The sequence below is a fragment of the Escherichia sp. E13S3 genome, from assembly GCF_004212325.1.
GTDB lineage: Bacteria > Pseudomonadota > Gammaproteobacteria > Enterobacterales > Enterobacteriaceae > Escherichia.
Genome location: NZ_RHJR01000027.1, coordinates 1 through 3526 on the forward strand (window position 1 = coordinate 1; position 3526 = coordinate 3526).

The window sequence follows — 3526 nt, forward strand, 5'->3', positions numbered from 1 at the left end:
AGCGGTAAATGAACTGATCAATGTGCAACCACAGGCGCATTTGTGACCGTGAAATGCCACCGGGATACCATGATCAAGGTAATCAGGGTTGCCTTCTACGATGATTGTAAGGCCATGTCCCAGAACCGGGCATGACACTTTGTCGCCTTTTCGGGCAACACCGATCCCACCGAATTTCATCGTTTCGGAAGCGGTCTGTACCGAGCCGCCATGAGTAGTTTTATCGCCTTTACGGATAATCTGAAGCATTAATAAAAAACTCTATCGTTTAATAATTATTAGATTAGAGTAACTAGCCGTAACAATAATTACTCCTGAATCTGTTCCAGCAAGTCATTTAACTCATTCACTCTTGAAATATTCATGTCCATACGGCAGACACTATACATCGGTGTACCGATTATAAACCCTTGAACATCACACCAATTTTCACGTAAAGTAATCCAGTTTTTTTGTGACATCTCGAATTGACGAGTAATGTCAGGGATTTCACGTGTCTGAATGATTTTGTATATTTTCTGATAAACTATATTCATGTCTTTCTTAGCTGCGTCTGAAGCCATATCGGCACAGCCCATTACAACAGAGTTATTTATATCTTGATTTTCTTTACGACAATCTGTTTCAATTTTAGCATAGTCGGTTAGTGTGGCATTTGTAAAACAAGGAATTAATAGAAGCAAAACCAATGCTTTGTTTTTAACTTTCATATTTTTCTCATAAAGATTCTGGTGACAGTACAGATGAATAAATTCAACCAACAGCGCCGTGTTTTATTATTAAATAAATTCACACTGGACTCAGTGGCGTATACCTAGCTTTAATTGTTTATTCTGAATAATACTCATCCCCATTCCAGCGCAAAGTATATTTAGGCCCACAAAAGATATCTTTCAATCCTTTGTGAATTTTTTTTGATATTCCAATGGATTTGCACATATATGGTGCATCAATTGATGCTCCATCATGCATTGTTATTTGAAAAGTTAAAGTAGGAGAGTGGTCGAGATCAGACATACAATCTGCCTGAACACAGGTTCTTGGTGGCGTTGAACTAACAAATGTATACTCGATGATATCATTTTTACTGTCGCAATTTAAGTCAGTAATCACGCGACCTGTTTGTCCATCGACAAAAGCAGATTTCATGAGGTTACTTGCAGTTACCAGAATATCAACATCTTTGCCTTGAGAACATGGAGCATATGTTGTCGATGCCATTAAAACTAAAGCTGTCAAAGAGAGTTTTATTTCCATTTTCATTATTTCCCTATGAATACAATAAATATTCTTTACTAAATCCTTTCCCAACATGACAATTATTAGTCTAATAAAGATCGGGAATAATATTCTGCATAGGTTCCAAATCTAGCATGGTAGATTTCTCATTAATTTCTTTCCCTGAAAGGTTAAATGTCTTAAACGTTTCACCACATGAATTACAGCCACCTGCGCCGGATAAAATGATTCTATCACTTTTACATGTGGCCCCGTAGAAAACGAAATTCATCATTTTTATTTTTTCGCCTTTAATGTTAATACGTTCCACAAAACCTGTAGACTCTGATAGGTCATGGTTTTCCTTACCAAGGATGAATATTTGTTTGCTGCAAATTGGTATGGCGAGTTTATCCTGGTCACCATTAAGATTATTTACACTACAAAATGATTCGATACTGTATTGAATACCACTGCAAGAAGACTTGAAAACAGTAGAAACGTTTGCATTACAAAACACTGGAGTTAGTAGCAGAAAAAATAAATTTTTCATAAGTGCTCTGGATAATTATATTCAATAAATTTTACTATTTCTGCTTAGGCAGCAAATAAATACGTCTAACTTTGTTTTCCTTCAGTTATGTGGCTTTCATTTTTTTAGTTTTCCTATTTTCTGTTTACCAAACGCGATGTAGCTTTCTATTACATAACACCAATTTCATAATGAAGCGTCCAAACAATGACTCATTAAAATTCAAACATTTTACTTAACAGTATTCTTGATTATTTTCCATAAACATCAACTTCTTTTTGAAGATTACAACCATTATCTTCTTCTTTAATAATGGCGTAATTCATTCCGTCGAAATTATATTTAATCGATCTGCACTCTGGAACTAAAAATTCTCCGTCTGCATCACGCAATGGCGCGTTAACAGCACGACCTATAATGGTCAATGATGTGCGATCTGCATAGGCAATTACTTTGAATTTAAGGCCGTCTGACGTTCCATTATCAACAGACTCAGCATAACAATTACCACCTTCTGGCGACGTTGGTAATGTCGAAACAACTTCACCAGTAGTTTTATCAATTACCCAACCACAAATCCAATAATCGTGAGTGCACTCTTTACCATGACCTCCCGGGGATACGAATAATCTGTACTTCCCCGCAAAGTTGACTGGCTTGCTTAACTCTACCTCGACATTCTCTTTCCACCAAGGTGAGAAGTCGTTCTGGGAGCCTTTTAATACTAACTCTTTTGTAAATGGCCCATTGCTAACATCAACAACATCGTTATGTTGGTGGGTTGCATAAGACAAGTGAGAGTATACTAAAAATAGTAAAGACAAATAATGGACTATTTTATCTGTTCTCATTTTTAGATTCCTCAAGAATTTCAACCATTTCATCCGGCATTAAATGTGCTCGATTCAAGCCGTCACCAGAGTAATATGAAACACCTTCGTTATGTGCCGTTCTACCTTTACTAATCGTTTTCCCTTTTCTGACTCCGCCTGAGGCGAATTCCTGCGCCCAAGCGTAAATAGCATCCTCTACGCTTCCATCTCCTTCAAGATATTCAATGATGGGTTTTCGTTTGATCTTTATTAAATACTCTTCAAAGATCTTATCCTGCATCGATTCATCATAAAGAGAGTTAACGTCTAGTTTCAATTCTTCCACGGCACTTCTTAATGTACTAGGAATGATTTGAAAACGCCCTGTAGCAAACATATCAAATCGAAATTGTGCACTCATGACTTGACTTATAGTCATCGACGTCAAGTTTGTTTTATAATGAGTCTCACTGTGAGTTGGGTTGGGTTGGGATGGGGATAAGTTTTATTATATGCGGTATAATCATTTTTAGATTCAACATGCCCTAATAAATCAGCAAATGGACTATGCGCCCATCCAGTACTACTCTTAACTTCTAACGCTGCCAAAAACTTAATTGGGTGCATATGCCACAACGAAGGCCCTAATATCTCAGTGGAAACATCCTGCATCCATGCCATTTTATCAAGAAAATCTTCGCTGTATTTCTTCCATTCCGGAGCATCTTTCTTCAGCGCATTCAGGAAAGGCTGCCAGATTGCATCGCCCTTTTTGAAGTACCAGTCGCTGGGATGTTTTACGATTGTTTTCTGAATAACGTCACGATAGTCGGGATTGTGAAGTGCTCTCCAGTACTCCATCGGAGAGTAACGGTCGCTTCCACTATCAATTTTATCCAGCAGGCGCTGGTAATTATGCTTCACCAGGGCATGACTGGTTCGCGTATCACCGGTCGCAGCCTCG

6 protein-coding genes and 1 pseudogene are annotated in these 3526 nt (G+C 37.8%); all 7 read right to left on the reverse strand.

What is annotated here, in order from left to right:
- Nucleotides 1–249 (reverse strand): PAAR domain-containing protein (locus D9597_RS22780; protein WP_130224882.1); only part of this gene is annotated, 249 nt, incomplete at its 3' end.
- Nucleotides 250–308: 59 nt separating this feature from the next.
- Complete coding sequence (locus tag D9597_RS22785) at nt 309–710, reverse strand: lysozyme inhibitor LprI family protein (protein WP_130224884.1); 402 nt, start codon at nt 708–710, stop codon at nt 309–311.
- Between the two features lie 118 nt (nt 711–828).
- Nucleotides 829–1257 (reverse strand): hypothetical protein, encoded by a 429-nt coding sequence (locus D9597_RS22790; RefSeq protein WP_130224886.1) that lies wholly within the window; start codon nt 1255–1257, stop codon nt 829–831.
- A 70-nt stretch (nt 1258–1327) separates the two neighbouring features.
- The gene (locus D9597_RS22795) at nt 1328–1771 is read right to left on the reverse strand and encodes a hypothetical protein (RefSeq protein ID WP_130224888.1); all 444 of its coding nucleotides are present in this window, start codon (nt 1769–1771) and stop codon (nt 1328–1330) included.
- Between the two features lie 230 nt (nt 1772–2001).
- Nucleotides 2002–2601 carry a hypothetical protein gene (locus D9597_RS22800; protein WP_130224890.1) on the reverse strand — a complete coding sequence of 200 codons (600 nt, stop codon included), beginning with the start codon at nt 2599–2601 and terminating at the stop codon, nt 2002–2004.
- Nucleotides 2588–2983: a hypothetical protein gene (locus tag D9597_RS22805; RefSeq protein WP_130224892.1), complete on the reverse strand. Its 396-nt coding sequence runs from the start codon at nt 2981–2983 to the stop codon at nt 2588–2590. The genes D9597_RS22800 and D9597_RS22805 overlap by 14 nt, the downstream gene beginning before the upstream one ends.
- Before the next feature lie 23 nt (nt 2984–3006).
- Nucleotides 3007–3526 (reverse strand): annotated as a pseudogene (locus D9597_RS22810) (hypothetical protein); the annotation flags it as partial.